Origin of the sequence: Micromonospora sp. NPDC048894 (assembly GCF_040649765.1) — a bacterium.
Taxonomy (GTDB): Bacteria; Actinomycetota; Actinomycetes; order Mycobacteriales; family Micromonosporaceae; genus Micromonospora; species Micromonospora antibiotica.
Genome location: NZ_JBEZFY010000006.1, coordinates 213,632 through 239,627, shown reverse-complemented (window position 1 = coordinate 239,627; position 25,996 = coordinate 213,632). Strand labels below are relative to the sequence as shown.

The following is a 25,996-nucleotide window of genomic DNA, read 5'->3' as shown; positions in this document are numbered from 1 at the left end:
AATGCATGTGAAGCTCCCTGCGTGCCCCTCGCTGACGGACCGGGTGCCACGTCGTCGGGGAGGTCGACTGGGCCGCCCGGGTCACGGCGGCGGCACCGGCAGGGCCAACTCCTGGGCCAGGATCGCCGCCTGCACCCGGCTGCGCAGCGCCAACTTCGCCAGGATCCGGCTGACATGGGTCTTGGCGGTGCTCTCCGCCACCGCCAGCCGGTCGGCGATCTGCTGGTTGGACAGGCCGACACCCAGACAGGCCAGCACGTCCCGCTCCCGGGGGGTCAACGCGGCCACGGCAGCCCGCTGCGCCCCACCGACGCCCGGCGCGGTCGCCGCGAAGGCCGCGATCAGACGCCGGGTCAGGGTCGGGGCGATCACCCCCTCACCCCGGGCGACCGTACGCACCGCCGCCACCAGCCCGGCCGCGTCGGTGTCCTTGAGCAGGAAACCGGCCGCCCCGGCCCGCAGCGCGCCGAAGACGTACTCGTCGAGGTCGAAGGTGGTCAGGACCAGCACCTCGGCGGTGCCGGCGGCGACGATCTCCCGGGTCGCCGACACCCCGTCCAACCGGGGCATCCGGACGTCGAGCACCGCCACGTCGGGGCGCAGCTCCCGGCAGAGCCGGACCGCCGCCTCCCCGTCGGCCGCCTCGCCCACCACCTCGATCTCCGGCGCACCGGCCAGGATCAACACCAGACCGGCCCGCACCGCCGCCTGGTCGTCGGCCAGCACGACCCGCACCGGGGCGGTCACCCCGACGCCCCGGTGGGCAACGCCGCCCGGACCCGCCAACACCCGTCCCGCAGGCCACCGGTGAACTGCCCGTCGAGCAGGGTGGCCCGCTCCCGCATCCCGATCAGCCCCGCGCCGCCACCCGGCAGCCCCGCACCGACCGCCGCCGAGGCACCGGCCCCGCCGGAACCGACCGGGTTCTCCACCGTCACCACCACCTCCGTCGGCCGGTACGCCACGGTCAGCTCCGCCGTGCCCCTGCCGTGGCGCAGCGCATTGGTCAACGACTCCTGCACGATCCGGTACGCCGCCAGGTCGACCCCGACCGGCAGCTCCCGGGACCGACCCTCGACCGTCGTCCGGACCCGCAGACCGGCCGCAGCCATCCGGTCCAGCAGCTGGTCCAACTCGTCCAGGCGGACCCGGGTGGCCTCCTGCGCCGCATCGACGGACGGCTCCCGCAGAAACCCGATGACCTGCCGCATCTCGGCCATCCCCTGCACGCTGCTCTCCCGGATCACCCGCAGCGCTGCGTCGACCCGGGGCCGGTCCAGCCCGGGCGCGGCGAGCACGGCGGTGGCGTGCAGGGCCACCGCGCTGAGGTGGTTGGCCACCACGTCGTGCAGCTCGCGGGCCATCCGGGCCCGCTCGGCCAGCACCGCCTGCCGCCGGTCCAGCTCGACCAGCCGGGCGGTCTGCTCGGCGCGGGCCCGTTCGGCCGACGCCTGGTCCCGGTACTGCCGCACGCTGACCCCGGTGACCACCGGCAGGACCCCGAGCAGCGCGAACGGCACCCCGACGGCGGCACCCCGAAAACCCCAGACCAGCAGGCCGAGGGCGGTGCTGCCGACACTGAGCCCGACGGTGACCCGCAGCAGCCAGCGCCGCAACGGGGGCGGGCCGTACACGCACGTGTCGTACAACACCTGGGTGTAGATCACGGTGCTGCCGACCGAGACGCCGAGCGCGGCGTCGGCCAGCACCGCCCCGGTGCCCACCGCCAGACCGGTCCGGGTCGCCACCCGGCGCAGCCCGACGGCCACGCTCACCGCCAGCAGCGGCAGCAGGAAACACGCCCTCGGCACGTCCGGCGCCCAGGGGAACTGGGGTTGCAGGCCGGCACCCCACACCGCCAGGCCGCCGATCAGGGAGGCCCCGGCCAGGGCCAGGTCGCGTCCCGGCCGGCCGGAGCCGGCCCAGCCCGGCATCCGCATGCTCCCGATCCCATCACACCTCCGGCCCGGTCCCCTCCGACCTGGGCAGGACACCGCGCGCCCGGCCGTCCGTCGAAGGAGGTACGCCGGGCCGCCGGTCCGTCGAACGATGGACCCGCAACTCGTCCCCGCCGGTGAGGTGGGTGCCGGACCGCCCCGGCACGCTGGAACCGAACGGGGAGGTGTGCATGCTGCTGGCGATCATCATCGGCTGCGAGATCGGATTCTGGGTGCTGCTCGTCGCCGGGCTGATCGCCCGGTACCCGCTGCGTCGACCCCGACTCGGGGCGGCGCTGCTGGTCTGCGTCCCGCTGGTCGACCTGGTGCTGCTGGTGGCGGCGGCGGTGGACCTGCGCCGGGGCGCCACCGCGGACGCCACCCACGGGCTGGCCGCCATCTACCTCGGCTTCTCGGTGGCGTTCGGGCACTCCCTGATCCGCTGGGCGGACCAGCGCTTCGCCCACCGGTTCGCGGGCGGCCCGCCGCCGGTGAAGCCGCCCCGGTACGGCTGGGCGCGGACCCGGTACGAGTGGCGGGAGTGGGGGAAGGCGCTGCTCGGTTGGGCCGTCGCGTGTGCCCTGCTCGTCACCGCGATCGTGATCGTCGGTGACGACGAGCGCACCCGGGAGCTGTCGGACTGGATCCGTAACCTCACCGTCGGGCTGCTGATCTGGCTGGTCGCGTTCCCGGTCTGGGAGACGATCTTCCCGCGTCGACCCAAGTCCTGACACCGGGGTACGCGCTGCACGACGCGTCGGTGCCGGCCAGTACGGTGGCACTGCCGCGCCGGGGTGTCGTCGCGGCGCGCGACGCGAACGTGAGGAGACCGGGATGGCGCACGGGGAGGCCGAACACGGCTGCGCCCAGGGCGAGCCCTGCCGGCCGGGCCACCACGACCAGCCGGGGGCGGCCCGACCGCACCGCCGGCTGGCGACGGAACAGGTCTGTCGGGTGGCTGAGCGGGCCGACGACGAGGTGGCGCTGCCCCGCCAGCGGGGCACCGAGCCGGCCGACGCGCCGGTGTCCCGACCGGCGGCGGTGGAACCCGGTCCGCCGGGTCAGCCCGACGCGCCGACCCGGCACTGCCGCAGCGACCTGGCCGGATGGGCCGGTGCCCACCGGCACGGGCCGGTGCGGCCGGGCCGGCGTCCGCAGCGTCTCCAACGCCCGCCACAACGCTGGTGCTGACCGCTCGCCGCTGCCGTTGACCGCCCGCCACAACGCTGGTGCTGACTGCCGCCGCTGGTGTTGACGCGGCGTCCGGCGCGACCTGCGTCGCCGCCGGTCGCCACGCTGAGCGGGTGTCTCGCCGACCGTCGGTGCCGAGGGGCGTCTCGCCGACCGCCGTGCCGAGCGGGCACGCAACCGCCGACCCCCGAGGGTGCGGAGGTCGGCGGTGTGGATCAGCGGGTGCGGCGGCGGACCAGCAGGGCGATGCCCGCCAGGCCGACGGTGATCACCAGCATCACGCCGACGTTGAGCAGCAGCAGCCGCTGGAGTTCGTCGATCGCGTCGTCGAAACCCCGGCCCGGGTTCAGGGCCTCCTCCGGGAGCGTCCGCTCGCCGCCACCGACGCCACCGGTGACCGTGTCGGGTCGCCGCTCCAGCGGCACCCCGGCGGCGCGCAGCGTCTCGGACATGTTGAGCCGGCCCAGGAACCACCCGGCGGTGGTCTTGCGCGCGTCGGGCTGCTTGGCCGGCCGGAAGGCCCGGGGGCCGCCCTTGGCCAGCGGATAGAGGTCGTACGTCTGCTTGGGGACGTCTCCGGCGAGCACCACGATGGTGTACTTCGGACCGAGGTCGGCCGGCTTGGGCCCCTTGGCCTCGCCGGTGCGGCCGAACCAGCTGACCTGGTCGATGACCGCGACCACCTGGGTCGCAGCGGTGTCGGTGCGCAGGCGCAACGGCTCGGTCAACCCGACGCCGGTGATGTCCACCCCGGCGGGTGGCGTCTTCGGCGCCGCCCGGTGTGCCCCGGCCGGCTGCGCGGACACGCCGGTGGCCAGCACCGCCGCCGTCACGACCGTGGTGACCACTGAGAGTAGCCGCCTCACCCTGTCGACCATAGCCGCCTCCTCGCCCCGTTCGATGGATGGCTGTGCTGCGGGTCACGTGCGGGTCGGTCGACGTCGGTGATCGACCGGACGACACCGGCCCACCTCATAGACTTCATGGAACATCGCGCGGATGCAGCTCTGGGAACAATATGTGGAACTATCTGTGATCCTGGAACGACCAATGGGAAGCCGCGTGATCAGCGGGCGGATCGTACCTTTGCGGAGGGCTTCATGGGGGGCAGGGTCCCACGGTTGACGCGGGCGGTGCCAGTGCTCGTCGGCGTGGCGCTCGGCGTGGCGTTGCTGCCGGCGACGCCGGCGTTCGCGCATAACTCGCTTACCGGGAGCAATCCCGTCAACGGTGCCAAGGTGGCCACCGCGCCGGCCAAGGTCGAGCTGCGCTTTCTGGCCAAACTGGACCCCGAACGGACGAAGATCACAGTGGTCGGACCGGACAACGTCCCGGCCGCCGGTGGCGCACCGGCCTTCTCCGGCAGCCGGGTCAGCGTGCCGTTCTCCCCCGGGGCGGCCGGTCTCTACATCGTCGGATACCAACTGCCCTCCAACGACGGGCACCCGGTCAAGGGGGAGGTGCGGTTCACCCTCACCACCGGCACCGCCGCCGCACCCCCGTCGGTCACCCCGACGGCCGGCACCACCCCGACGCCGAGCAGCAGCCCCGCCCCCGCCTCCCCGTCGACCACCCCGGTCGCCGCTGCCGGCACCGACGACACCGGTCGGGGCTGGCTCTGGGCGGCCGGCGGCCTGGTGCTGCTGGCCGTGCTCGCCGCCGGCCTGTTCCTGCGCCGACGCCGCTCCGCCCGCCCCTGACCGGCCCCGCCGCTGACCGATCGGCCCGCCCCTGACCGGGTGCGGCGAGGGCCCGCCGGGAAACGGCGGGCCCTGACGGGTGCCGTGGTGGTCAGACCAGGCGGAGTCGGGCGGCGCGCAGCCGGGTCAGGGTGCGTTCCCGACCGAGCACCTCCAGCGACTCGAACAGCGGCAGCCCGACGGTGCGGCCGGTGACCGCCACCCGGACCGGGGCCTGCGCCTTACCCAGCTTGAGGCCACGCTCCGCGCCGACCGCCTCCAACGTCGACTTCAGCGACGCCGCGTCCCAGGACGCCAGCTCCGTGTAGCCGGCGACGGCCGCGTCGAGCAGCTCGGCCGCACCCTCCTTCATCGCCTTGGCCCAGGCCGCCTCGTCGATCAGCGGCTCGGCGAGGAAGAGGAAGTCGACGTTCGGCACGATCTCGCTGAGCACCGCGATCCGGGTCTGCGCCAGCGGGGCCACCGCCGCGAAGGCGCCGGCGTCGAACTCCGCCGGCTGCCACGGCGGCGGCGCGATGGTGCCGGTGCCGGTCAGCCAGGGCTGGCAGGCGACCACGAACTCGTCGACCGGCAGCGCCCGGATGTACTCGCCGTTGAACGCGCGCAGCTTCTTCTCGTCGAAGAAGGCAGGGGAGGGGTTGACCTCGGTCAACCGGAACTCCTCCTCGATCACCGACCAGGGCACGATCTCCCGGTCGCCCGACGGCGCCCAGCCGAGCAGCATCAGGTAGTTGCGCATCGCGGCGGCGAGATAACCCTCGTCCCGGTACGCCTCCAGGGCCACCTTGTCGCGCCGCTTGGACAGCTTCTGCCGCTTCTCGTTGACCACCACCGGCACGTGCGCCCAGATCGGCGGCTTGACGCCCAGCGCGTCCCAGAGCAGCTGCTGCTTCGGGGTGTTCGGCAGGTGCTCCTCGGCCCGGATCACGTGGGTGATCCCCATCGTCATGTCGTCCACGACGTTGGCGAGCAGGAACACCGGGGAGCCGTCGCCGCGGGCGATGACGAAGTCCTCGATCAGCTTGTTCTCGAACGTCGGCTCGCCCCGGATCAGGTCGACCACCACGGTCGTGCCCTCGTCGGGGGTCCGGAAGCGCAACGCCCGCCCCTCGCCCGGCGGCAGGCCCCGGTCCCGGCAGAAGCCGTCGTAGCCCTGGTACTGCGAGCCGGTACGCGCCTGCACGGCCTCCCGGGTGCAGTCGCAGTAGTAGGCCCGCCCGGCGTCGTGCAGCCGCTGGGCGGCGGCCCGGTGCTCACCGGCGTACGCGGACTGGAAGTAGGGGCCCTCGTAGGTGTCGCGGGCGATGCCGATCCAGTCCAGCGCGGACAGGATGCCCTCGGTCCACTCGGGCCTGTTGCGGGCGGCGTCGGTGTCCTCGACGCGCAGCACGAACACCCCGCCCTGCTGCTTGGCGTAGATCCAGTTCTGCAGCGCCGAGCGGGCGCCGCCGACGTGGAACATACCGGTCGGGGAAGGGGCGAAGCGCACACGTACCGTCACGCCGTCCAGCCTACGGCCGGCCGCGACCCGGTTTCCCCAGGGGGCCGGACGCCGTTGCCGGGCCGGCCGCCGACGGGCGTTCCCGACCTGCGGGCGGCGGCGACCCGGCCCGGACCGGCCGGGTCGCCGCCGGGGGTCAGCGCACGCCCCGGATCTTGAGGACCAGGGCGCTGCCGAGCAGGGTGACCACGGCGGTCACGGCGTAGAGCGTGGGGTAGCCGCCCAGGTGGACCACGATCGGGGCGGACAGCGCCGGGCCGAGCACCTGGGGTGCCGAGTTCGCGATGTTGATCACGCCGAGGTCCTTGGCCCGGTCGGTGGCGCGCGGTAGCACCTCGGTGATCAGCGCCGCGTCGACCGAGAGGTAGACGCCGTAGCCGGCACCGAGCAGCACGGCCGCGACCAGCGCCATCGACCAGGTCGGCGCGACCGCCAGCAGCAGCGCGGCCACCGCCATCACCACCCCGGAGACGATCACGTAGACCTTGCGCCGGCCGGAGCGGTCGGACAGCATCCCGGAGACCACGGCGGTGAGCATCATGCCCAGGGTGTAGAGCAGGATCAGCACCAGCAGCCCGCCCTCGGGATCGGGGTAGCGCACCCCGTCGGTGAGGAAGTACAGCAGGTAGAGGGTGCCCAGGGCGTTGCCGATCTGCACCAGGAACCGGGTGATCCAGGCCCAGGCGAAGTCGGGGTGCCGGCGTGGGTCGATCCACATCGAGGCGACCAGCGCGCGCAGCCGCAGCGGTGGGCGGTGTTCCCGGGGCAGCGGGTCGTCGGGGGTGAGGAACGCGAACGGCAGCGACAGCAGCAGCACCGCCAACGCCATCGCCGTGTAGCCGGGGACGGTGCCGCTGACCAGGGCGGTGACCAGCACCGCGCCGAGCACCAGGCCGAGCGCCTGCGGGATGCCCACCCACCCGGAGACCCCGCCGCGCTGCACCACCGGCACCCGGTCGGGGATGCCGGCGGTGAGGCTGGCCAGCATCGCGTTGAAGCAGACCTGGGCGGCGACCCAGCCCAGCGCCACCCCGGCGATGGTCTGCTGCCGGGCCAGCAGCACCAGCGCCAGCGCGCCGAGCACCGCGCCGCCGGCGGTCCAGACGTGCCGGCGGCCGAACTCCCGCCCGCCGATGCGTAGGCAGGTGCGGTCCGACAGCGCCCCGGCGAGCGGGTTGGCCAGCACCGCCGCGAGCGCGCCCAGCCCGGTGACGACGGCCAGCATCGCCTCCTTGTGGTCCGGCGAGATCCGTTCCACCTGCTGGGGCAGCAGCACCTGGATGGGGGTGAAGAAGGCCATCCACACCCCGAGGTTGGCCGCGAAGATCAACGCGATCCAGTTGCGCCGGACCGGGACGACCGGGTCGGCGAGCGCCGCCGGCAGCGAGGCCGGCGTCGGGTCGACGGTGGTCACCCCCGGCCGACCTGGGACCGGTACCAGGCGTACGAGGACTTCGGGGTCCGGGTGCCGGTGGCGAAGTCGACGTGCACCAGACCGAAGCGCTTGGTGAAGCCCTCCGCCCACTCCCAGTTGTCCAGCAGCGACCAGACGAAGTACCCGGTCACGTCGACACCCTCGTCGATGGCGGCGAGGACGGCGCGCAGGTGCCCGTCGAGGTAGGCGATCCGGTCCGGGTCGGGCACCTGACCGTCGGCGTCCGGGACGTCGTCGTAGGCGCAGCCGCCCTCGGTGACCTGGATCGGCGGCAGCGCGTCGCCGTACCGGTCGCGCAGGCCGACGAGCAGGGTACGCAGCCCGTCCGGGACCACCGGCCAGTCGAACGCGGTACGCGGGTAGCCCTCCAGCGGGACCAGCTCGAACGGCAGCGGCGAGCCCTCCTCGGGGGCGCGTACCCCGGTGGGGTTGTAGTAGTTGACCCCCAGCACGTCCAGCGGCGCGGCGATCACCGCCAGGTCGCCGTCGCGTACCACGCCCGGGTCGAAGCCGTCGGGGTAGCCCCGGCCCAGCAGCGGGTCGGTGAACAGGTGGTTGTGCAGGGCGTCGTACGCCGCCGCGGCGGCGTGGTCGGCGTCGGTGTCGCCGTGGCGGACGACAGGCGAGTAGTTGTTGGCGATGGCCACCGGGGCGGTGCTGTGGGCGCGCAGCGCGGTCACCGCCAGCCCGTGCCCGAGCAGTTGGTGGTGGGCGGCGGGGAAGGAGTCGAAGAGCAGGGTCTGGCCGGGGGCGTGTTCGCCGGTGCCGTGGCCGAGGCTCAGGTGGATGAACGGCTCGTTGAGGGTGATCCAGAGTTTCACCCGGTCGCCGAGGCGTTCGGCGGTCACGTCGGCGTACTCGGCGAAGTGGGCGGCGGTGTCCCGGTTCAGCCAGCCGCCGGCGTCCTGGAGCGGCTGCGGCAGGTCCCAGTGGAACAGGGTGGCGACCGGGTCGATGCCGGCGGCCAGCAGGTCGTCGACGAGCCGGTCGTAGAAGTCCAGGCCGGCGGCGTTGACCGGGCCGGCGCCGCCGGGGCGGACCCGGGGCCAGGCGATCGAGAACCGGTACGCCGACACCCCGAGCCCGGCCAGCAGCGCGACGTCCTCCCGGTGCCGGTGGTAGTGGTCGCAGGCCACGTCGCCGGTGCTGCCGTCGATGATCCGGCCGGGGGTGTGCGCGAAGGTGTCCCAGATGGACGCTCCCCGGCCGTCGGCGGTGGCGCCTCCCTCGATCTGGTACGCGGAGGTGGACACCCCCCAACGGAAGCCGGCGGGGAAACCGGGGATCGGTGCGGTCGTCATCCACCCTCCCAGAACGCGAAACGTGTTCGCACTCTAGGGCGCGAAGCCCGGGAGCGCCATAGGTGCGGGGCAATGCGGGCGCAAGGGCTTCCGGCGTGTCTTTTTCCGAACACGTCCCAGTAAGTCCGATTTAGCGCATAGAGTGCGGAATATCGCGGATGTCCTCAGTGGGGGAAGAAACAGAATGATCCTCGTCGAACGCAGTGCGCACGTGACGGCGCCGGTGGAAGCGGTCTGGGAAGTCGTCCAGCGGGCCGAGCAGTTGCCCGCCTGGCTGGCCGGGGTCCGGGCCGCCGAGGTCCTCTCGGGGGAGGGCTTCGGCCGTCGACAACTCGTCCAGGCCGGGCGCGGCTCGGCGCACGAGGCCGAGGTGATCGCCTACCAGGAGCCCAACCTGATCGGCTGGCGGGAACGCGCCCGGGGGGCCGGTGCCCGAGCCGAGGCACGCACCGAGATCTACGTGCAGCTCACCGCCGACGAGGAGGAGGGCGGCACGATCGTCCGACTGATCGTGGTCCGCTGGCCGGCCGGCCCGGTCAAGGGCGCCCTGCTGCGCCTCGGGCTGCGTCGGGTCGGCGCCGACCTGGAGGACTCGTTGGCCCGGCTGACCGACCTGGCCGTCGTCGGCTGACCCGACACCCCGTCGGCACCACCTGCGGATCCGGTCAAGATCACGCTCGATCACGCAGGGGCGGAGCGGGCGGAGGACACGAGAAGGGCCCGGCGCGAGGCGCCGGGCCCTTCGTCGTACCCGGGAACTAGCTGTCGCCGCCGGTCTCACCGACCGGGGCGGCGTTGACGTCGTCGATCGCGTACTTCTTGGCCGCCTCGGCCGGGACACCGGCCGGGATCGTCCCGCGCAGGGCGAGCTGCCGCAGCGTCGCCACCGCAACCGACTCGGCGTCGACGTGGAAGTGCCGACGCAGCGCGTGCCGGGTGTCCGACATGCCGAAGCCGTCGGTGCCGAGCGAGGTGTAGTCACCAGGTACCCAGCGGGCGATCAGGTCCGGTACCGCGCGCATCCAGTCGCTGACCGCGACCTTCGGCCCGTCGGCCTCGGCCAGCTTCTCCTGGATGTACGGCACCCGCTGCTCCGCGCCCGGGTTGAGCAGGTTGTGCTCCTCACAGAGCACCGCGTCGCGGCGCAGCTCCGACCACGAGGTCACCGACCAGACGTCGGCGGCCACCCCCCAGTCCTGGGCGAGCAGCTGCTGCGCCTTGAGCGCCCACTGCATGCCGGTGCCGGAGGCCAGGATGCTGGCCCGCGGCCCGTCGACCTGCGGGGCCGGCGCATAGCGGTAGATGCCCTTGAGCAGCCCCTCGACGTCCAGCTCGGACGGCTCGACCGGCTGGTGGATCGGCTCGTTGTAGACGGTGAGGTAGTAGAAGATGTTCTCCTGGTCCTCGCCGTACATCCGGTGCAGGCCGCGCTCCACGATGTGCGCCAGCTCGAACCCGAACGCCGCGTCGTAGGCGACCACCGCCGGGTTGGTCGCGGCCAGCAGCAGCGAGTGGCCGTCCTCGTGCTGGAGGCCCTCACCGTTGAGCGTGGTCCGCCCGGCGGTCGCGCCGAGGACGAAGCCCCGGGCCATCTGGTCGGCCGCCGCCCAGAAGCCGTCACCGGTGCGCTGGAACCCGAACATCGAGTAGAAGATGTACATCGGGATCATCGGCTCGTCGTGGGTGGCGTACGCGGTGCCGGCGGCGGTGAACGAGGCGACCGAACCGGCCTCGTTGATCCCCTCGTGCAGGATCTGCCCGGTCGTCGACTCCTTGTAGGACAGGAACAGGTCCCGGTCGACCGAGGTGTACCGCTGGCCGTGCGGGGAGTAGATCTTCGCGGTCGGGAAGATCGAGTCGAGGCCGAAGGTACGCGCCTCGTCCGGGATGATCGGCACCCAGCGCTTGCCGAACTCCTTGTCCTTCATGATGTCCTTGAGCAGGCGGACGAAGGCCATCGTGGTGGCCACCTTCTGCTTGCCCGAGCCGCGCTTGACGTCGGCGAACCGCTCCGGCCCCGGGATCGCCAGCTTCTTGTGGCTGGTCCGCCGGGACGGCAGGTAACCGCCGAGCTGCTCGCGCCGCTCCCGCAGGTAGGCCATCTCGTCCGAGGACTCACCCGGGGTGTAGTACGGCGGCAGGTAGGGGTTGTCCTCCAGCGCCTTGTCCGGGATGTCCAGGTAGAGCCGGTCGCGGAACAGCTTGAGGTCGTCAAGCGTCAGCTTCTTCATCTGGTGCGTGGCGTTGCGGCCCTCGAAGTGCGAGCCCAGCGTCCAGCCCTTGATGGTCTTGGCCAGGATGACGGTCGGCTGCCCGGTGTGCTCGGTGGCCGCCTTGTATGCCGCGTAGAGCTTGCGGTAGTCGTGCCCGCCCCGCTTGAGGTTCCAGATCTCGTCGTCGGACAGGTGCTCGACCATCTTGCGGGTCCGCTGGTCCCGGCCGAAGAAGTGCTCCCGCACGTACGCCCCGGACTCCGCCTTGTAGGTCTGGTAGTCGCCGTCGGGGGTGGTGTTCATCAGGTTGACCAGCGCGCCGTCGGTGTCCGCGGCGAGCAGCGGGTCCCACTCCCGGCCCCAGACCACCTTGATCACGTTCCACCCGGCGCCCCGGAAGAACGCCTCCAGCTCCTGCATCACCTTGCCGTTGCCCCGGACCGGGCCGTCCAGCCGCTGAAGGTTGCAGTTGATCACGAAGGTGAGGTTGTCCAGCTCCTCGCGGGCGGCCACGCCGATCGCGCCGAGCGACTCGACCTCGTCCATCTCGCCGTCGCCGAGGAAGGCCCAGACGTGCTGCTGGGAGGTGTCCTTGATGCCCCGGTGCTGCAGGTAGCGGTTGAACCGGGCCTGGTAGATCGCGTTCAGCGGGCCCAGACCCATGGAGACCGTGGGGAACTCCCAGAAGTCGGGCATCAGCCGAGGGTGCGGGTAGGACGGCAGTCCGCCGCCCGGGTGGGACAGCTCCTGCCGGAACCCGTCGAGCTGGTCCTCCGAGAGCCGACCCTCCAGGAACGCCCGCCCGTACATGCCGGGGGAGGCGTGCCCCTGGTAGAAGATGTGGTCGCCGCCGCCCGGGTGGTTCTTGCCCTTGAAGAAGTGGTTGAAGCCCACCTCGTAGAGGGAGGCGGAGCTGGCGAAGGTGGAGATGTGCCCACCGACGCCGATCTCCGGCCGCTGCGCCCGGTGCACCAGCATCGCCGCGTTCCACCGGACGTACGCCCGGATCCGCCGCTCGATGTGCTCGTCACCCGGGAACCAGGGTTCCTGCTCCGGGGTGATGGTGTTGATGTAGTCGGTGGTGGTCAGGGACGGCACCCCGACCTGCCGCTCGCGGGCCCGCTCCAGCAGGCTCAGCATGACGTACCGGGCGCGTTTGGTTCCGCGCTCGTCGATGACACCGTCGAGCGACTCGACCCACTCGCTGGTTTCTTCGGGGTCGATGTCCGGAAGCTGGCTCGGCAGACCAGCGGTGATCACCGGGCGCTTGCGTTCCGTAGCCACAGGCGTTCCCTCGGTTGTGTGTGGGATAGGTCTCTAGCGCCATCCTGCCCTCTGGTGGCACCCGTCGTCACCTCTAGCTCCCCCAGACGCGACGCTGAACACAGGTACCCACCGGTAACTTTGCCCGGTCGGCCGCGTCGGGGCCGGCCGCCGTCGCCCCGCCGGGGTCGGCCCACCGGGGGCCCGGCCCCGGCGGCCGGGGACGGCGGCGGTAACGGGTCGGATGCGGCAGAATGCGCCGTATGCGCAGCGAGGTGATCACCGTCCGGACCGGTTCCCGACCCACCGTCGTCGACGTCACGGCCGAGGCCGAGCGATTCGTCGCCGGGCAGGGCGACGGCCTGCTGCACGTCTTCGTGCCGCACGCCACCGCCGGGGTGGCGATCATCGAGACCGGCGCCGGCTCCGACGACGACCTGCTGCGGGCCCTCGACGACCTGCTGCCCACCGACGACCGCTGGCGGCACCGGCACGGCTCGCCCGGCCACGGCCGCGACCACGTGCTGCCCGCCTTCGTGCCGCCGTACGCGACCCTGCCGGTGCTCGGCGGGCGACTCCAGCTCGGCACCTGGCAGTCGGTCTGCCTGGTCGACCCCAACGGTGACAACCCGTCGCGCCAGCTCCGTTTCTCCTTCCTCCCCGGCTGACCCCGCCCCGCCCGCCCTCGCCGCCGGCCACCCGGGCGCCGAGTCCCGTCGCCCGGCCGCACCGGCCCCCGGCACGTCCCGGCCGCCGCCCCGGGGCGGCTCAGCGCAGCCCGGTCTCCGTCTCGACGGTGTACCGGTCCCGGTCCACGCCCGGCGGCAGCGCGCGGGCCGTCGTCGGCGGCCGGTCGCCCGTCTGGTGCAGGCCGGGCACCCGGTCCTCGACCACGAACGACGCCCGTGGGTACGCCGGGGCGCCCGCCCGGCTCACGTACGGCAGCACCATGAAGTCCGCACTGAGCTGCGCCGGGGTGATCGTGGTCCGGACGAAACCGCGCAGGTCGTTCTGGAACCGCAGGTGGGGATTGGTGCGCAACCAGGGGTGCGAGCCGCTGGCCGAGTCGAAGCCGTCCCCGCCCGAGGTGACCGAGGAGCAGACCAGCTCGGTGCCGACCGTCCGCGCGCCCGGGTCGGTGTAGTCCAGCTTCAGGTCGGCCGCCCAGTGCGCGTGCACGTCCCCGGTGAGCACCACCGGGTTGCGTACCCCGGCGGTCACCCAGCCCCGGGTGATCCGGTCCCGGGAGGCCAGGTAGCCGTCCCAGGCGTCCATGCTGGTCAGCCGGGTCGGCCCGGGGTCGCGGTCCCGGGCGGCGAAGAACACCTGCTGGGCGAGGAGGTCCCAGCGGGTGTCGGAGCGGCGGAACCCGTCCAGCAGCCACTGCTCCTGTGCCGTCCCGGTGATGGTGCGGCCCGGGTCGGCCGCCGCCGGGCAGTCCCGGTAGCCGTCCCCGCACGCCTGGTCGTCCCGGAACTGCCGCGTGTCGAGCAGGTGGAAGGTGGCCAGCCGCCCCCAGCGCAACCGCCGGTGCAGCGCGATGTCCGGACCGCGCGGCACCGAGGACCGCCGCAGCGGCATGTTCTCGTGGTACGCCTGGAAGGCGGCGGCCCGCCGGGCCAGGAAGTTCGGGTCCGGCTCCTCCGGCACCGCGCCGGCCCAGTTGTTCTCCACCTCGTGGTCGTCGAAGACCACCGCCCAGGGGGCCACCGCGTGCGCCGTCTGCAGATCCGGGTCGGTCTTGTACTGGGCGTGCCGCTGCCGGTAGCCGGCCAGTGTCCGGGTCTCCGGCCCCTCGTGCCCGCGCGGCCGGTCCGGGCCGTACTCCCGGGCGTACTCGTACTGGTAGTCGCCGAGGTGCAGGATCAGCTCCGGCGCGCTCTCGGCCAGCCGCCGGTAGGCGGTGAAGTACCCCTGCTCGTAGTGGGAGCAGGAGACGAAACCCATCGCCAGCGCGGCGGGCAGGGACGCCGGGTCGGGCGCGGTGCGGGTCCGGGCGGTGGGGGAGAGGTGCCCCTCGGCCCGGAACCGGTAGAAGTACTCCCGCCCCGGCAGCAGCCCGGTCAGCTCGACGTGCACGCTGTGCGCCGACTCGGGCCGGGCGATCGCCGTACCCCGCTGGACGACGTGCCGGAACAGCTCGTCGGCGGCCACCTCCCACTGCACCTCGACCGTCCGGTCGGGCATGCCGCCCAACCCGTCCTCGGCCAGCGGCTGCGGGGCCAGCCGGGTCCACAGCACCACCCCCTCGTGGTCCGGGTCGCCGGAGGCCACCCCGAGGGTGAACGGCCAGATCAACGGTCGGTGGCGGGCGGTGCCCACCGGGCGGGCGGGACGCCCGTCGGCGGCGTCGGCGGACGTCGGCAGACCGGCGGTCGCGCCGGCCGCGCCGAGCGCCGCGCCGGAGAGCAGGACGGTACGGCGGGACAGTGCCATGGGAACCTCCCGGGATGTGGTGCGTACCTGACCCCGGCAGCGTCGCGACCCACGGTGACCGTCAGGTGACGACTGGAGACCGTCGTCGTCTCCGCCAGCCGAACAGCGGCCGGCGACCGCCCCGGGCGGCGTGTCGGGCGGCCGTTGGTCGGGCGGCGCAGCCCGACGTCGGCATCCGGCGGGCAGCGGTGTCGATCGGCCCGGTGGTGCGGTGGGCGGTAGGCGCGGCCGTACAGTCGGGGGATGACGCAGGAGGCCGGCCGCACGCAGGCCGACCGGGGCGACCGCGCCGGGTTGACGGGCGAGACGGTACGCCGGTTCCTGCACGTCGCCGACGCGATCCGGCACGACCAGGAGGCCGCTCTCGGTGCGCTGGGACTCACCCCGGCGGCGGCCGCACTGTGCGAATTGGACCCGGACCGGCCGTCGCCGGCGCGTGACCTCGCCGTCCGGTTGGCGTGCGACCGGTCCAACGTGACCGCCCTGGTCGACCGGCTGGAACAGGCCGGGCTGGTCACCCGCCGGGTCGACCCGATCGACCGGCGGCAGAAGACACTGCTGGTCACCGACGAGGGCCGCCGGGTGCGGGAACGGGTGCGCGAGGCGCTGTCGGGTTCCCGGCTGCTCGTCGGATTGACCGTCGAGGAGCTGTCCACGCTGCGGGAACTGGTGGAGAAGGTGTCCGACGGGGACTGCCCGCAGCGGTGCGCGGTGGACTGACTCACCCCGGTCGGGTCGTGTCTGAGTGGGCGACCGTGGCCTCCGTCGGTAATGCTGATCGCGTGACCACCCCGCAAGATCTCGACGACCGGTTCCGGGAGACCCTGGGCGCGTTACCCGAGCCCGAGCGGCGGCGTGACCCCGGGCAACCGCTACGGCCGGCCGCCGCGCTGACCGGCCGGCAGTTGCTCGCCCTCTTCGACGCGCAGGTGACCAGCCGTCAGCTCGACCTGGCCGGCCGCTGGCTGCGCAGCTTCGACGAGGGCTTCTACACGATCGGCTCCGCCGGGCACGAGGCCAACGCGGCGGTGGCCGCGGCGCTGCGCCCCACCGACCCGGCCCTGCTGCACTACCGCTCGGGCGCCTTCTACTGTCTGCGCGCTGCCCAGGCGGCCGGCAGCTTCCCGGGCGGCGACGCCTCGGCCGGCAGCTTCCCGGACGGTGACGCCGTGGCTGTCGGCTCCCCGGGCGGCGAAGGTCCGGCCGGCAGCTTCCCGGATGGCGACGGCCCGGCCGGCAGCTTCCCGGGCGGCGACGCCGTGGCTGTCGGCTTCCCGGACGGCGACGGTCCGGCCGTCGACCGCACCGGCGGGGACGGCGTGGCGGCGATCGGTTCCCCGCCCGCCGGCGGTGACCCCGACGACGGCACCGCCCCGGGGGCCGGTGAGCCGGAATCCCTCCACCCGGTCGGGGCACCGGACCGCACAGGTGCGTCGTCGGCCGCCGGGAGCGGCCCCGCCGGATCGTCGCCGGCAGCCGGTCCAGCGGCCGACGCCGGGGACGAACGCCCCGCGCCGGTGGGCACGACCGACCCCCTCGACGGTGACGCCGGCCCGGTCGGCCAGCCCGCCCCGGTCGGCCCGGTGGCCTACCGGGTGGGCAGCGACGGCACCACCGAGCCGGTGCCCTGGCAGCGGCCCGCCGCCCCGGAGGGCACCCCCGCCGAGCCCGCCGCCCCCGCCGCCGCCCCGGTGACCGCCGCCCCGGACCCCGCCCCGGGCAGTCCCACCGCCGCCGATGCCGTCTCCGCCGCCGTGGGTCCCGTCTCCGCCGGTCCCGGTCCGGCCGGCCCCGGGCTCCCGGTGACCGGGACGTCCCCGGCAACGGCGGTCGACCCGGGACCGGGCGGGGACGACGGGTGGCAGGAGGCGTACGCCGGGGCGGCCCGGGACGTGCTGCGCGGGATGGTCGCCTCGACCCTCGACCCGATCGCCGGGGGCCGGCACAAGGTCTTCGGCCGGGCCGACCTGGCGGTGGTGCCGACGACCTCCACCATCGCCTCGCACCTGCCCCGGGCGGTCGGCCTGGGCCTGGCCCTGGAACGGCTGCGCCGGATCGACACCGCCGGCCGGCGCGACGACCCGGCCGGTCCGCCGCGCTCGCCGTGGCCCCGCGACGCCATCGTGGTCTGTTCGTTCGGCGACGCCTCGGTCAACCACGCCAGCGCCACCGCCGCGTTCAACACCGCCGGCTGGTACGACCACACCGGCCTGCGGATCCCGGTGCTCTTCGTCTGCGAGGACAACGGCCTGGGCATCAGCGTCCGGTCGCCGGACGGCTGGGTGGAGCGGGTCCTGCGGGCCCGGCCCGGGGTGCGCTACTTCACCGCCGACGGCACCGACCCGGTGGCCGTGCACGCGGTGGCCGCCGAGGCCGCCGGCTGGGTGCGGCGGCACCGGCGGCCGGCGGTGCTGCACCTGCGGACGGTACGGCTGCTGGGGCACGCCGGGGCGGACGCCGAGCGGGCGTACCGCAGCACCGCCGAGATCGCCGCCGACGAGGCGCGCGATCCGGTGCTGGCCACCGCCCGGCTGCTCGTCGAGGCGGGGGTGGCCACCGGCGAGGAACTGCTGGCCCGCTACGACGAGCGGGGCTGGCAGGTGCGGCGGACCGCCGAGGAGGTGCTCGACGAGCCGAAGCTGGCTGCCCCGGTCGACGTGGTGGCCCCGCTGTCGCCCCGCCGGCCCAAGCGGGTCGCCACGACGGTGGCGCAGGCGGCGCAGCGGGCGGCCGGGCCGGATGCGGCCGACCGGGTGGCGGCGTTCGGTGGCAAGCCCCCGGAGTTGGCCGGCCCGCTGACCCTGGCGCAGAGCATCAACGCCGCGCTCGCCGACGGGATGCTCAGCCACCCGCAGTTGGCGGTCTTCGGGGAGGACGTCGCGGCCAAGGGCGGGGTGTACGGGGTCACCAAGGGGCTGCGGGAGCGGTTCGGGGCGGCCCGGGTCTTCGACACCCTGCTGGACGAGACGTCGGTGCTGGGGTTGGGGCTGGGCGCCGGGCTGGCCGGGATGCTGCCGGTGCCGGAGATCCAGTACCTGGCGTACCTGCACAACGCCGAGGACCAGCTGCGGGGCGAGGCGGCCACGTTGCAGTTCTTCTCGCAGGGGGCGTTCCGCAACCCGATGGTGGTTCGGGTGCCGGGGCTGGCCTACCAGGAGGGGTTCGGCGGGCACTTCCACAACGACAACTCGGTGGCCGTACTGCGGGACGTGCCTGGTCTGGTGGTCGCGGTGCCGGCGCGGCCGGACGACGCCGGTCCGCTGCTGCGGACCTGCCTGGCCGCCGCCGTGGTGGACGGCACCGTCTCGGTGTTCCTGGAGCCGATCGCGCTCTACCACACCCGGGACCTGTACGAGCCGGGTGACGGCGAGTGGCTGGGGTCCTACGCCGAGCCGGCCGACTGGGCGGCCGGTCACGCGCCGATCGGCCGGGCCCGGGTGTACGGCGTCGGCTCGGCCGAGGACGTCACCATCGTCACGTTCGGTAACGGGGTGCGGATGTCGCTGCGGGCGGCGTCGACCCTGGCCGACGAGGGGATCGGCTGCCGGGTGGTGGACCTGCGGTGGCTGGCACCGCTGCCGGTGGCGGACCTGATCCGGGAGGCGTCCGCGACCGGTCGGGTGCTGGTGGTGGATGAGACCCGGCGGTCCGGCGGGGTCGGTGAGGGGATCCTCGCGACGCTTGTCGACGCCGGATTTGTGGGAGCGGCGCGGCGGGTGGCCGCAGTCGACTCGTTTGTACCATTAGGTCCGGCTGCCCGTCAGGTGCTGGTCTCCGAGGATGCCATTACCCAGGGTGCCCGTACGCTGCTGGCACGGTAAATTCCGTTCCACCCGGTGCGCCACTTGCGCGACGGACCACAACTGTGTGGACTCTGCCTGACGGCGTCACCGCGACGCCGCTGGGCAGGGACGAGATGAGGAGGCACGCGACAGTGAGCGCGACCGCTGGTCAGGCCGCCGACGGGGTACGTCTCCTGGCGGACCGGTTCGGGATCGAACCGGGCATGGTCGTCATGGAGATGGGGTACGACGAGGACGTCGACCAGGATCTCCGGGACGCCCTGACCGACCGCTGTGGAGAACTGGTCGACGAGGACACCGACGAGGTGGTCGACGCGGTGCTCGTCTGGTACCGCGACGGAGACGGTGACCTCTTCGAGCTTCTCGTCGACGCCCTCGGTCCGTTGGCCGACGCCGGAGTCGTGTGGCTGTTGACCCCGAAGGCCGGCCGGGACGGGCACGTCGAGCCGAGCGAGGTCGCCGAGTCGGCGCAGACCGCCGGGCTCCAGCAGACCTCGACCCTCAACGCCGGCCTGGACTGGAGCGCCGCCCGGCTCGTGCTGCGCCGGGGGTCCAAGGGGCGTAAGTAGGCTCCCCGGCCGGGCCGTGGCCCAACTGAGCAATCCCGCACCCGGGGCGTCCGCGCCGGGTGTGGCAGGCTGGACCCACCTCAGAGTCGACCCAAGGAGTTCGCATGCCGATCGAGGTTGGTGCCGAGGCGCCCGACTTCCTGTTGAAGGACCAGAACAACCAGGAGGTACGGCTCTCGGACTACCGGGGCAACCGCACCGTGCTGCTGGTCTTCTACCCGCTCGCCTTCACCGGCATCTGCCAGGGTGAGCTGTGCGAGGTGCGGGACAACCTCAACGACTACGTCAACGACGACGTGCAGGTGCTCACCGTCAGCGTCGACTCGATCTACGCCCACAAGATCTGGGCCGAGAAGGAGGGCTACCAGTTCCCGCTGCTGGCCGACTTCTGGCCGCACGGGGCGGTCGCCCAGGCGTACGGCGTCTTCAACGACCTCGCCGGCATCGCCAACCGGGGCACCTTCGTCATCGACAAGGCGGGCATCGTCCGGTTCGCCGAGATGAACATGCCGGGTGAGGCGCGTGACCAGCAGAGCTGGCGCAAGGCGCTCGCCGACACGGTCGCCGCCTGACGTTCCCGCGGCGACCGCGCGTGCCGTCGTACCGGTTCCGTCGGTGCGGCGGCACACCGCTCGATCGGCACACCGTTGCGACGGGCCGGCGGCCGGCAGGTAAGCTTGCCAGCCACCGGCCCGCCCGCACGGGCGTTCCGGGCGCGTAGCTCAGTGGGAGAGCACTCGCCTTACAAGCGAGGGGTCGCAGGTTCGAAACCTGCCGCGCCCACCCCGCACCACAGGCACCGTGGCGATCCCGTAGAGCGGGGATCCGGCGGCTGACCGCAGCGACGGTCCCGACCGGCCTCCCGTGGAGACGTACATCGGGCATACTCGCCTGGTGGATCAGGGACGCCGGATCGCCGAGCGCATGTACGACGCGTTCAACCGTCGGGACGTGGCGGCCATCGAGACCATCTTCGCCGGCACCTTCTACAGCCATCCGTTGCGGGCCACCGGCCGGGGGCGCGTGCAGCAGGCCTGGCAGCAGATGTGGGCGCAGCATCCCGACCTGAGGGTGACCCTGAAGGATCTGGTCGCGGACGGAGAGCGCGTGGCGACCCGGACCGAGATGGTCGGCCTCGCCGACGGCTCGACGGCGACGATGCTGGAGATGTTCACCTTCCGCGACGACCGGATCGTGGAGCTGTGGGGCCTGTCGGCGAAGCCGCAGGCTGCCCCCGCCCGGCCCGAGGCGTGAGGCGCTGCCGTCGTGGTGGCCCGGGCGACGCCCCCGGGCCCGAGGCGGGGAGACACCGGTGAGCTACGCGGACGTCAACGGGTTGCGCCTCTGGTACGAGGAGCACGGCGACGGACCGCCGCTGGTGCTGTTGCACGGTGGTTACGGCTCGACGGAGACGTTCGCCCCGATCCTGCCGGCGTTGGCCGAGCGTCGCCGGGTGATCGCGGTGGATCTCCAGGGCCACGGCCGGACCGCCGACGTGGACCGACCCCTGCGGTACGAGTCGATGGCCTACGACGTCGCCGCGCTGCTACGCCACCTCGACCTGCCCGGGGCGGAGGTGCTCGGCTACTCCCTCGGTGGCGGGGTGGCGCTGCGTACCGCGATCCAACACCCGGAACTGGTGCGTCGGCTGGTGCTCATCTCCACCCCGTGCCGGCGGCGGGGCTGGTATCCCGAGGTGCTGACCATGATGGCCGGCCAGGACGAACGGGCGGGCGAGCAGATGCGTGGTACGCCCCCGCACCAGCTCTACCAACGGATCGCCCCCCGGCCCCAGGACTGGCCGCAGCTGTGGGCCAAGTCCGGTGCCCTGCTGCGCCACGAGTACGACTGGTCGCCGGAGGTGGCCGCCCTCGCCGTACCGACCCTGCTGGTCTTCGCCGACGCCGACTCGATCCCGGTCACCCACATGGCCGAGTTCTACCGGCTGCTCGGCGGTGGCCACCGGCACCCGGGCGCAGACGGCACCGGCCGCCCCACCTCCCGCCTGGCGGTACTCCCCGGCCTCACCCATCACGACATCCTCACCACCCCCCTCCTGCCCCAACTGGTCGTCCCCTTCCTCGCCCACCAGCTCCGCTGACCCCGACCCGCCGAGGTCACCCCACCACCGGTGCGGTGATCAAGAGGTATTCGTCAGAAAAGCGGTGCAGGCTGACGTGAACCTCTTGATCACCGGACTGCTCCGGGGGTTTCGAGGCGGTGGCGGAGCCAGGGGACGAGGGCGGTGGCCTGGGCCTGTTGGAAGGCACGGACGGTGGGGATGCCGGCCGGTGGCGGGCGGCGGGCGCTGTCGGTGAAGAAACCGGCCAGGCCGGCATAGAAGCCGGTCAGGGTGGCGGGGTCGACATCGGCGGTGAGTGGCAACCGGCGCAGCAGCGCCTCGGTGTCGTGCCCGCCGTGCAGCCGCACGTTGACCAGCAGCAGCGCCGTGTCCAACCAGGTGGGCCCCCGGCAGGCCCACGGCCAGTCCACCACGGTGACCGCACCGTCCGCGTCGATCAACAGGTTGTCGGCCCGCACGTCCAGGTGGCACAGGGTGTCTCCGGTCAGCCCGGCCAGCCCCCGGTCGGCCGCCGCGCACAACTCGACCAGGTGCGCGGCGACCCACGGGTCGAGCCGGGGCGGCGGGTCGGCGACGATCCGCCGCCAGCCGGCGAAATCGTGGGCCAGCCGCTCGGCGGCGGTCGGCACGTCCGGCACCGGGCTCGGGGTGAGCGTGTCGGCCAGCGCCTCCAACGCGCGCAGCACCGGGTCGAGGTCCGCGGGCCGCCACGGCGTGTGCGGGTGCCGGCCGTCGACATCGGTGAGTACGAGCGCCACCCACTCACCGTCGTCGTGACAGCCGAGCAGCCGGGGCGTCGGGGCGCACCGGGGCAGTGCGGCCGTGTGCCGGGCCTCGGCGCGGTGCATCCGGGGGGTGTCCGGGTTCTGCGCCGAGCTGACCGCCTTGACGAACGCCCGTCGCCCGTCGGCCGTCAGCACCCGGTCGGCCGTGCCGGGGGAGTATCCACCGGGCTGGGAGACCGCTTCGACCACCCGGTCACCGATGATCCGTTCCACCGCCTGCCGGACATGCCCGGGCAGCTCATCCCACCCGATCCTGCCCCCACCCGCGCTCGCATCCGCCATCCCCCCACCCTGGCGAGCACCCCACACCCCAGGCAACCCGATTACCCCACCCACCCCACGTACCGCCCCACCCCGCCCTCGTCCCCGCCCTCGTCCCGTCCCCGTCCCCGCCCCGTCCCCGCCCCCGTCCCCGCCCTCGTCCCGTCCCCGTCCCCGTCCCCGCCCCGTCCCCGCCCTCGTCCCGTCCCCTCCCGCGCCCCGGTGATCAAGAAGTTTGCGTCACCCCACCGGCCCGACCTGACGCAAACCTCTTGATCACCCGCCCACCCCCACCGCTGTTTTCGGTGATCAAGAGGTTTACGTCATTCCGCCCGGGTGGGTTGACGTAAACCTCTTGATCACCGGGGCGGGGACGGGGGAGGGCGGGGACGGGGGAGGGGCGGGGGCTCGGCTGGGGCATGGGTTGGGGTTGGGGGGGAATGCGGGCGGGACGGTTCTGGGGAGGAGTGACGGATGAGGGGTCCCACCGGATTGACCATCGGTGTGCTCGGCTCGTACGGCGGTCGGAACCTCGGTGACGAGGCGATCCTCACCGGTCTGCTGGCTGACCTGCGGGAACAGGAGCCGAACGCCCGGATCATCGTGTTCTCCCGTAATCCGGCGCACACCGCGCTGGCCCACCCCGACGTCGAGGCGGTGCCCTGGGAGGGCGTGAGCCGGGTCGACTCGGCCGAGGTGCTGGCCCAGCTCGACCTGCTCATCCTCGGCGGGGGCGGCATCCTGTACGACAAGGAGGCCCGCCGCTACCTGCGCGTCGTGCGGGTCGCCCAGGAACGTGGGCTGCCCCTGCTGACGTACGCGGTGGGGGTCGGGCCGCTCAGCGACGGGGTGGACACCGGCATGGTCCGGGAGACGCTGGCCGGGGCGACCGAGGTGACCGTCCGGGATCAGGAGTCCCGGATGGTGCTGGAGGAGGCCGGGTTGCTCAACCCGATCACCGTCACCGCCGACCCGGCGTTCCTGTTGGAGCCGGAGGACTTTCCGGCCCGGCTGCTGCGCGAGGAGGGGGTGCCCGCCGGCAAGCGGCTGGTCGGGCTGAGCGTCCGGGAGCCGGGGCGGGCCGCGGAACGACTCGACGTCGACGGGTACCACCGGTTGCTCGCCCAGATCGGCGACTTCCTGGTGCAACGGATCGACGCGCACGTGCTGTTCGTACCGATGGAACGCGACGACATCCGGCACTCGCACGGGGTGCTGTCCCACATGATCGCCGCCGACCGGGGGCGCATCCTGCACGGTGACTACTCGCCCCGGCAGGTGCTCGGCCTGATGAAGCACTTTGACCTGGCGGTCGGCATGCGGCTGCACTTCCTGATCTTCGCGGCGATGGTCGGCACCCCGTTCCTGCCCCTGCCGTACGCGGGGAAGGTCTTCGACCTGGCCCAGCGGCTCGGCGTGCCGGCGCTGCGCGGCGTGGAACGTGAGGTGGAGGGTCCGCTGCTGGCGGAGGTCGACCGGCTCTGGGACGAACGGGACTCCCGCCGCGAGGCCACCGCCCGCCGCGTCGCCGAGGTGTGCGACCAGGCCCGAGGCACCTCCCAGGTCACCCGGGCGGTGCTGGACGGCCTGCGTTCACGCACCCTGGCCCGGATGGCCGCCTGATCGGCGGGCACGCGGCCCGGATGGTTGTGTGATCGGCGGGCACGCGGCCCGGATGGTTGTGTGATCGGCGGGCAGGCGGCCCGGATGGTTGCCTGATCGGCGGGCAGGTCGGTTCCCGGCAACCGGGGCGGGGTCAGAGCACCGGGCCGCGCCAGCGGTAGCGCCACTGGTCGCCGGCCGACTCCAGCTCGTAGATGTGGGCGTCGGCCAGCCCCTGCGGGCCGAGGTGGTGATGGGTCAGCGGGGGCCGGTCGTTGCTGTCCAGCTCGACGTCGACCGCCTCGCCGTCAGCCGGGCCGTCCGCCAGGGGAATCCGTACCGTCGAAGACATGCGCCCATCCTGCCAAGCCGGCCGCCGGGCCGCAGGGTTTGCCGGGACAGCGGGACGGCTCCGACGGTCCGGGCCGCGCCGGTCGGCCGGCAGGGTCGGGGTGCGGGTATCGTCCGCTGATGGCGGAGATCCAGATCGACCCGACGCTCGCTCCGGTACTGGCCCGCACCGGTGACGAGCGGGCGGTGCTCGACGCGTTCCTCGACTTCCACCGTGCGACCGTGCTGCGCAAGGCACGGGGCTTGACCGACGCCGAGGCGTCCCGTCGGCTGGTGCCGTCGGCGACCACCCTGGCCGGCATCCTGCGGCACCTCACCCTGGTCGAGCGGAACTGGTTCCCGTTCCTGCTCGCCCCGGCCCCCGGCGACGTCTTCCCCACCTCCGAGGAGGACGCGGCGGCCAGCTTCGCCCTGATGCCGGGGGAGACCCTCGACCAGCTCACCGACGGCTACGAGCGGGCGTGTGCCCGGTCCCGAGAGTTGGCCGCCCGGTTCCCCCTGGACCATGTGGTCGCGCAGCCGCAGCTCGGTGAGGTGTCGCTGCGTTGGATCATGGTGCACATGATCGAGGAGACGGCCCGGCACGCCGGGCACGCCGACATCCTCCGTGAGCTGACCGACGGCAGCACCGGCGCGGTCTGACCCCCTGCCGGAGCACGACGTCAGCCGGGCCGGCGTGGGCCGGGCGTGGCGGGGAACAGCCCGGTCGGATACTCCATCCCGTCGTGGGTGCAGGCAGCCGCAGCGACCCTGGCGGCGTACCCGGTGGCCGGCAGCAGCGCCGCCCCGCGCAGCCGGGCGGCGATCAGGCCGGCGGCGAAGGCGTCGCCGGCCCCGTTGGTGTCGACCACCGCACCGGGCGGTGTCGTCGTCGGCACCCGCACCGGGGGCCGGTCGCCCGGGTGGACGTCCGCGCCGTCCGCTCCCCGGGTCACCACCACCGTCCGGGGGGCGAGCGCCGCGGCGACCGCCGGGGCCCGGTCGCCCAGCCGGACGCCGCTGACGAAGACCAGGTCCGCCGCCTCGGCGAAGGGCCGGTGGTACGGGTCGTCGCCGTCCCAGTCGTGCAGGTCGGTGGAGAGCAGCACGCCCGGGGCCAGCGCGGCGCGCAGCGTGGGCAACCGGCCCCGGACCCAGTCCATGATCGAAACGTGGACGTGGGCCGCGCCGCCGGCCAGCGCGGCCAGTTCGGCGCGCGGGAACGGCGGCTCCCCACGCCACGGTCGGGGGTCGTAGAGCGCCATCCGGCGGCCGGCCGGGTCGACCAGGTTGACCGACCGGCGGGTGCCCCCGGGATCGTCGGCCAACACCGACCGGATGCCGGTGCGGGCCAGCGCGGCGCGGACCACGTCGCCGGCCGGGTCGACCCCCAGCACGTCGACCACGGTCACCGCCAGTCCGAGCGCTGCGGCGGCCAGCGCCACCCCCGACCCGGTGTTGCCGACCCGCAGCTCGATCCCGGGAACGGTGACGGAATCGGCGAGGGGCAGCGGCAGCGCGGGCACCCGGGTGCGGATGTCGACGCCCAGCCCACCGACGACGAGCAGGTCCACCATGGCGTCGAC

The 25,996-nt window shown here is 73.5% G+C and carries 24 protein-coding genes and 1 tRNA gene; 14 read left to right on the top strand and 11 right to left on the bottom strand.

Annotation, left to right across the window (positions count from 1 at the left end; genetic code table 11):
• Window positions 1-81 precede the first annotated feature (81 nt).
• Both AB0C22_RS15645 and AB0C22_RS15640 read right to left on the bottom strand, forming a co-directional pair.
• Window positions 82-747, bottom strand: a complete 666-nt coding sequence (locus AB0C22_RS15645) for a response regulator transcription factor (RefSeq protein WP_357535515.1) — start codon at window positions 745-747, stop codon at window positions 82-84.
• Window positions 744-1,940 carry a histidine kinase gene (locus tag AB0C22_RS15640; RefSeq protein ID WP_357535513.1) on the bottom strand — a complete coding sequence of 399 codons (1,197 nt, stop codon included), beginning with the start codon at window positions 1,938-1,940 and terminating at the stop codon, window positions 744-746. The genes AB0C22_RS15645 and AB0C22_RS15640 overlap by 4 nt, the downstream gene beginning before the upstream one ends.
• Before the next feature lie 188 nt (window positions 1,941-2,128).
• Here AB0C22_RS15640 and AB0C22_RS15635 point away from each other — a divergent pair, with 188 nt between their 5' ends.
• Both AB0C22_RS15635 and AB0C22_RS15630 read left to right on the top strand, forming a co-directional pair.
• Window positions 2,129-2,668: a hypothetical protein gene (locus tag AB0C22_RS15635; RefSeq protein WP_219464123.1), complete on the top strand. Its 540-nt coding sequence runs from the start codon at window positions 2,129-2,131 to the stop codon at window positions 2,666-2,668.
• 103 nt (window positions 2,669-2,771) lie between these two features.
• The gene (locus AB0C22_RS15630; protein WP_219464122.1) at window positions 2,772-3,128 is read left to right on the top strand and encodes a hypothetical protein; all 357 of its coding nucleotides are present in this window, start codon (window positions 2,772-2,774) and stop codon (window positions 3,126-3,128) included.
• 215 nt (window positions 3,129-3,343) lie between these two features.
• On the opposite strand, the gene AB0C22_RS15625 is transcribed toward AB0C22_RS15630, so the two are convergent.
• On the bottom strand, window positions 3,344-4,006 hold the full coding sequence (locus tag AB0C22_RS15625; protein WP_208568929.1) for a hypothetical protein: 663 nt from the start codon (window positions 4,004-4,006) through the stop codon (window positions 3,344-3,346).
• 255 nt (window positions 4,007-4,261) lie between these two features.
• On the opposite strand from AB0C22_RS15625, the gene AB0C22_RS15620 reads away from it, so the two are divergent.
• Complete coding sequence (locus tag AB0C22_RS15620) at window positions 4,262-4,828, top strand: copper resistance CopC family protein (protein ID WP_357535510.1); 567 nt, start codon at window positions 4,262-4,264, stop codon at window positions 4,826-4,828.
• A 91-nt stretch (window positions 4,829-4,919) separates the two neighbouring features.
• On the opposite strand, the gene gltX is transcribed toward AB0C22_RS15620, so the two are convergent.
• From gltX to AB0C22_RS15605, 3 genes are all read right to left on the bottom strand, one after another.
• A complete protein-coding gene (gene gltX, locus AB0C22_RS15615; protein WP_357535755.1) occupies window positions 4,920-6,317 on the bottom strand; it encodes a glutamate--tRNA ligase in 1,398 nt (465 codons plus the stop codon).
• Window positions 6,318-6,465: 148 nt separating this feature from the next.
• The gene (locus AB0C22_RS15610; RefSeq protein ID WP_357535508.1) at window positions 6,466-7,743 is read right to left on the bottom strand and encodes an MFS transporter; all 1,278 of its coding nucleotides are present in this window, start codon (window positions 7,741-7,743) and stop codon (window positions 6,466-6,468) included.
• Window positions 7,740-9,065, bottom strand: a complete 1,326-nt coding sequence (locus AB0C22_RS15605; protein ID WP_357535506.1) for a GH1 family beta-glucosidase — start codon at window positions 9,063-9,065, stop codon at window positions 7,740-7,742. Before AB0C22_RS15605 ends, AB0C22_RS15610 begins: the two co-directional genes overlap by 4 nt.
• 184 nt (window positions 9,066-9,249) lie before the next feature.
• Here AB0C22_RS15605 and AB0C22_RS15600 point away from each other — a divergent pair, with 184 nt between their 5' ends.
• Entirely contained in the window at window positions 9,250-9,696 is a 447-nt protein-coding gene (locus AB0C22_RS15600; RefSeq protein WP_357535504.1) for an SRPBCC family protein, read from the top strand.
• A gap of 127 nt (window positions 9,697-9,823) precedes the next feature.
• On the opposite strand, the gene aceE is transcribed toward AB0C22_RS15600, so the two are convergent.
• A complete protein-coding gene (gene aceE, locus AB0C22_RS15595) occupies window positions 9,824-12,562 on the bottom strand; it encodes a pyruvate dehydrogenase (acetyl-transferring), homodimeric type (RefSeq protein ID WP_357535502.1) in 2,739 nt (912 codons plus the stop codon).
• A gap of 242 nt (window positions 12,563-12,804) precedes the next feature.
• Between aceE and AB0C22_RS15590 the strand changes: the two genes are divergently transcribed.
• Complete coding sequence (locus AB0C22_RS15590) at window positions 12,805-13,209, top strand: YjbQ family protein (RefSeq protein ID WP_219464114.1); 405 nt, start codon at window positions 12,805-12,807, stop codon at window positions 13,207-13,209.
• 100 nt (window positions 13,210-13,309) lie between these two features.
• Here AB0C22_RS15590 and AB0C22_RS15585 read toward each other — a convergent pair whose 3' ends face one another.
• The gene (locus AB0C22_RS15585; protein WP_357535500.1) at window positions 13,310-14,977 is read right to left on the bottom strand and encodes an alkaline phosphatase D family protein; all 1,668 of its coding nucleotides are present in this window, start codon (window positions 14,975-14,977) and stop codon (window positions 13,310-13,312) included.
• 243 nt (window positions 14,978-15,220) lie between these two features.
• Here AB0C22_RS15585 and AB0C22_RS15580 point away from each other — a divergent pair, with 243 nt between their 5' ends.
• The 7 genes from AB0C22_RS15580 (at window position 15,221) to AB0C22_RS15550 (ending at window position 21,450) form a co-directional block, all read left to right on the top strand.
• Entirely contained in the window at window positions 15,221-15,697 is a 477-nt protein-coding gene (locus AB0C22_RS15580) for a MarR family transcriptional regulator (protein WP_357535498.1), read from the top strand.
• A 62-nt stretch (window positions 15,698-15,759) separates the two neighbouring features.
• Window positions 15,760-18,798: a thiamine pyrophosphate-dependent enzyme gene (locus tag AB0C22_RS15575; RefSeq protein ID WP_357535496.1), complete on the top strand. Its 3,039-nt coding sequence runs from the start codon at window positions 15,760-15,762 to the stop codon at window positions 18,796-18,798.
• Window positions 18,799-18,911: 113 nt separating this feature from the next.
• The gene (locus AB0C22_RS15570) at window positions 18,912-19,349 is read left to right on the top strand and encodes a DUF3052 domain-containing protein (RefSeq protein ID WP_091238156.1); all 438 of its coding nucleotides are present in this window, start codon (window positions 18,912-18,914) and stop codon (window positions 19,347-19,349) included.
• A gap of 104 nt (window positions 19,350-19,453) precedes the next feature.
• On the top strand, window positions 19,454-19,921 hold the full coding sequence (locus tag AB0C22_RS15565) for a peroxiredoxin (protein WP_204959437.1): 468 nt from the start codon (window positions 19,454-19,456) through the stop codon (window positions 19,919-19,921).
• A gap of 139 nt (window positions 19,922-20,060) precedes the next feature.
• Window positions 20,061-20,132, top strand: a tRNA-Val gene (locus AB0C22_RS15560).
• A 111-nt stretch (window positions 20,133-20,243) separates the two neighbouring features.
• Window positions 20,244-20,603 carry a nuclear transport factor 2 family protein gene (locus AB0C22_RS15555; protein WP_357535493.1) on the top strand — a complete coding sequence of 120 codons (360 nt, stop codon included), beginning with the start codon at window positions 20,244-20,246 and terminating at the stop codon, window positions 20,601-20,603.
• Between the two features lie 58 nt (window positions 20,604-20,661).
• Window positions 20,662-21,450 carry an alpha/beta hydrolase gene (locus AB0C22_RS15550; RefSeq protein ID WP_357535491.1) on the top strand — a complete coding sequence of 263 codons (789 nt, stop codon included), beginning with the start codon at window positions 20,662-20,664 and terminating at the stop codon, window positions 21,448-21,450.
• An 89-nt stretch (window positions 21,451-21,539) separates the two neighbouring features.
• Here the strand turns inward: AB0C22_RS15550 and AB0C22_RS15545 are convergent, their stop codons facing one another.
• Window positions 21,540-22,499 (bottom strand): phosphotransferase, encoded by a 960-nt coding sequence (locus AB0C22_RS15545; RefSeq protein WP_357535489.1) that lies wholly within the window; start codon window positions 22,497-22,499, stop codon window positions 21,540-21,542.
• Window positions 22,500-22,952: 453 nt separating this feature from the next.
• Here AB0C22_RS15545 and AB0C22_RS15540 point away from each other — a divergent pair, with 453 nt between their 5' ends.
• Complete coding sequence (locus tag AB0C22_RS15540) at window positions 22,953-24,101, top strand: polysaccharide pyruvyl transferase family protein (protein WP_219464106.1); 1,149 nt, start codon at window positions 22,953-22,955, stop codon at window positions 24,099-24,101.
• 133 nt (window positions 24,102-24,234) lie between these two features.
• Here AB0C22_RS15540 and AB0C22_RS15535 read toward each other — a convergent pair whose 3' ends face one another.
• On the bottom strand, window positions 24,235-24,432 hold the full coding sequence (locus AB0C22_RS15535) for a hypothetical protein (protein WP_208568803.1): 198 nt from the start codon (window positions 24,430-24,432) through the stop codon (window positions 24,235-24,237).
• A 119-nt stretch (window positions 24,433-24,551) separates the two neighbouring features.
• Here AB0C22_RS15535 and AB0C22_RS15530 point away from each other — a divergent pair, with 119 nt between their 5' ends.
• The gene (locus AB0C22_RS15530; RefSeq protein WP_219464105.1) at window positions 24,552-25,073 is read left to right on the top strand and encodes a DinB family protein; all 522 of its coding nucleotides are present in this window, start codon (window positions 24,552-24,554) and stop codon (window positions 25,071-25,073) included.
• A gap of 20 nt (window positions 25,074-25,093) precedes the next feature.
• Here the strand turns inward: AB0C22_RS15530 and AB0C22_RS15525 are convergent, their stop codons facing one another.
• A complete protein-coding gene (locus AB0C22_RS15525; RefSeq protein ID WP_357535486.1) occupies window positions 25,094-25,987 on the bottom strand; it encodes a carbohydrate kinase family protein in 894 nt (297 codons plus the stop codon).
• Window positions 25,988-25,996 lie beyond the last annotated feature (9 nt).

Bases quoted from the DNA above. Each gene is read 5' to 3' on its own strand.
- AB0C22_RS15640 (WP_357535513.1), bottom strand. From the start codon at position 1,940: ATGCGGATGCCGGGCTGGGCCGGCTCCGGCCGGCCGGGACGCGACCTG.
- AB0C22_RS15635 (WP_219464123.1), top strand. From the start codon at position 2,129: ATGCTGCTGGCGATCATCATCGGCTGCGAGATCGGATTCTGGGTGCTG.
- AB0C22_RS15630 (WP_219464122.1), top strand. From the start codon at position 2,772: ATGGCGCACGGGGAGGCCGAACACGGCTGCGCCCAGGGCGAGCCCTGC.
- AB0C22_RS15625 (WP_208568929.1), bottom strand. From the start codon at position 4,006: ATGGTCGACAGGGTGAGGCGGCTACTCTCAGTGGTCACCACGGTCGTG.
- AB0C22_RS15605 (WP_357535506.1), bottom strand. From the start codon at position 9,065: ATGACGACCGCACCGATCCCCGGTTTCCCCGCCGGCTTCCGTTGGGGG.
- AB0C22_RS15600 (WP_357535504.1), top strand. From the start codon at position 9,250: ATGATCCTCGTCGAACGCAGTGCGCACGTGACGGCGCCGGTGGAAGCG.
- AB0C22_RS15590 (WP_219464114.1), top strand. From the start codon at position 12,805: ATGCGCAGCGAGGTGATCACCGTCCGGACCGGTTCCCGACCCACCGTC.
- AB0C22_RS15585 (WP_357535500.1), bottom strand. From the start codon at position 14,977: ATGGCACTGTCCCGCCGTACCGTCCTGCTCTCCGGCGCGGCGCTCGGC.
- AB0C22_RS15580 (WP_357535498.1), top strand. From the start codon at position 15,221: ATGACGCAGGAGGCCGGCCGCACGCAGGCCGACCGGGGCGACCGCGCC.
- AB0C22_RS15565 (WP_204959437.1), top strand. From the start codon at position 19,454: ATGCCGATCGAGGTTGGTGCCGAGGCGCCCGACTTCCTGTTGAAGGAC.
- AB0C22_RS15545 (WP_357535489.1), bottom strand. From the start codon at position 22,499: ATGGCGGATGCGAGCGCGGGTGGGGGCAGGATCGGGTGGGATGAGCTG.
- AB0C22_RS15540 (WP_219464106.1), top strand. From the start codon at position 22,953: ATGAGGGGTCCCACCGGATTGACCATCGGTGTGCTCGGCTCGTACGGC.
- AB0C22_RS15535 (WP_208568803.1), bottom strand. From the start codon at position 24,432: ATGTCTTCGACGGTACGGATTCCCCTGGCGGACGGCCCGGCTGACGGC.
- AB0C22_RS15530 (WP_219464105.1), top strand. From the start codon at position 24,552: ATGGCGGAGATCCAGATCGACCCGACGCTCGCTCCGGTACTGGCCCGC.
- AB0C22_RS15525 (WP_357535486.1), bottom strand. From the start codon at position 25,987: ATGGTGGACCTGCTCGTCGTCGGTGGGCTGGGCGTCGACATCCGCACC.